General features: G+C 68.4%; 1 protein-coding gene. It reads right to left on the bottom strand.

The features are described 5' to 3' along the window. Positions 1–152: 152 nt before the first annotated feature. A partial coding sequence (acnA, locus tag KIT86_RS24925; RefSeq protein WP_297403409.1) for an aconitate hydratase AcnA occupies positions 153–2,293 on the bottom strand: 2,141 nt, incomplete at its 5' end.

Genomic DNA, 2,293 nt, shown 5'->3' with positions numbered 1-2,293 from the left:
CAGCCTCGGCCGGTGCGGCGGCCGGCACGGCACCTTGCGCGCCCGCCTTCGGCACCCCGGGGCGGGTGGACGGGCTGTACAAGGCAGGCTTTCGCATGGCGACTCCCGAAGGGCAGAACGAAAACACATCATGCCGCGTTGCGGCATCGGGCTCAAGCGCTCAACAATTGCCTGAGGACGTAGGGGAGGATTCCCCCGTCGCGGTAATAGTTCACCTCGACGGGCGTGTCGATGCGCAGAATGACGTTGACCTCGCGGCGCTCGCCGTTGGCGCGGGTGATGACCAGCCGGGCCTCGCTCTGCGGCAGCAGGTCGGGGTGCGGCACCACGTCGATGGTCTCGTCGCCGGTCAGGCCCAGGCTTTCCCAGGAGTCGCCGGCCTTGAATTGCAATGGCAACACGCCCATGCCGACCAGGTTGGAGCGGTGGATGCGCTCGAAGCTGCGCGCCACCACCGCCTTGATGCCCAGGAGCTGGGTGCCCTTGGCGGCCCAGTCGCGGCTGGAGCCGGTGCCGTACTCCTCGCCGGCGAACACCACGGTGGGCACGCCGGCGGCCTGGTAGCGCATGGCGGCGTCGAAGATGCTCATCTTCTGGCCCTGGCCCACGCCGTCGAGCTGGTAGGTGGTCCAGCCGCCCTCCTCGCGCGAGCCGTCGGGCAGGGGCGCCAGCATGAGGTTCTTGATGCGCACGTTGGCGAAGGTGCCGCGCATCATGACCTCGTGGTGGCCGCGGCGGGCGCCGTAGCTGTTGAAGTCGGCCTTGAGCACGCCATGCGCCAGCAGCCACTGGCCGGCGGGCGAGTTCTCGGCGATGTTGCCGGCGGGCGAGATGTGGTCGGTGGTGATGGAGTCGCCAAACAGCGCCATGACGCGCGCACCGCGCACCGCGGGCGGCTCGGTGGCGGCCGTGGCCGCGAGCTTGAAGGTCTCAAAGAACGGCGGCTCGGCGATGTAGGTGCTCTTGGGCCAGGTGTAGGCGTTGCCCGAGACCCCCTTGATGTGCTCCCACAGCTTGCCGGGCTCGCTGGCCACGCGCGCATAGTTCTCGCGGTAGGCCTTGCCGTTCATGGCGAACTTCATCAGCTGGTAGATCTCGTCGCTGCTGGGCCAGATGTCGCCCAGGTACACCGGCTTGCCACCTTTGCCCTTGCCCACCGGCTCGGTCATGAGGTCTTTCATGACGTTGCCGGCGATGGCGTAGGCCACCACCAGCGGCGGGCTGGCGAGGAAGTTGGCCTTGAGGTTGGGGTGGATGCGGGCCTCGAAGTTGCGGTTGCCCGAGAGCACGGCGGCGCAGATCAGGTCGTTCTGCGTGATCACGGCGTTGAGCTCGGGCGCGAGGTCGCCCGCATTGCCGATGCAGGTGGTGCAGCCGTAGCCAGCGAGCGCGAAGCCGAGTTTTTCGAGGTAAGGCAGCAGGCCGGTCTGGGTGAGGTACTCGGTGACGATGCGCGAGCCGGGGGCCAGGGAGGTCTTGATATGGGGCTGCACCTTGAGGCCGGCTTCCACCGCCTTCTTGGCCAGCAGGCCGGCGGCCAGCAGCACGCCCGGGTTGCTGGTGTTGGTGCAGCTGGTGATGGCGGCGATCAGCACGTCGCCATTGCCGATGGTGAGGTCGCTGCGCGATTCCTTGACCGGCGCGCTGGCGCGCACCGGCCGGTTGGCCACCATCTCCACCTCGAAGCGCGGCGCGCCTTCGGGCGTGGGCTTGGCCGAGGGCACGGCCACCGGGGCGATTTCATTGTCGATCGCGTGGTAGCGGGTGTGCAGCAACTCGGCGGGGCGGTTGAAGCCGTTCTGGTCGTTGGGCTTGCTGAACAGGTCGCAGAACTGGCGCGCGACCTGGCCGAGCTCGATGCGGTCTTGCGGGCGCTTGGGGCCGGCCAGGCTGGGCGTCACCAGGCCGAGGTCGAGCTTGACGACCTTGGAGTAGTCGATCTCGCCGCTGGCGGGTACGCCAAACAGGCCCTGGGCGCGGAAGTAGGCCTCGAAGGCCTCGATTTCGGCGGCGCTGCGGCCGGTGCCCCGGAAGTAGGCCAGCGTCTTCTCGTCCACCGGGAAGAAGCCCATGGTGGCGCCGTACTCGGGCGCCATGTTGGCGATGGTGGCGCGGTCGGGCAGCGCGAGCGAGGCCGTGCCTTCGCCGAAGAACTCGACAAACTTGCCCACCACCTTGTGCTGGCGCAGGATTTCGGTGACGGTGAGCACGAGGTCGGTGGCGGTCACGCCCTCGCGCAGGCGGCCGGTGAGTTCGAAGCCCACCACGTCCGGGGTGAGGAAGTACACCGGCT

Origin of the sequence: Hydrogenophaga sp. (genome assembly GCF_026125825.1) — a bacterium.
Taxonomy (GTDB): domain Bacteria; phylum Pseudomonadota; class Gammaproteobacteria; order Burkholderiales; family Burkholderiaceae_C; genus Hydrogenophaga.
Note: the sequence above shows the minus strand (reverse complement) of the source record. Positions and strands in the feature narration are given on the sequence as shown.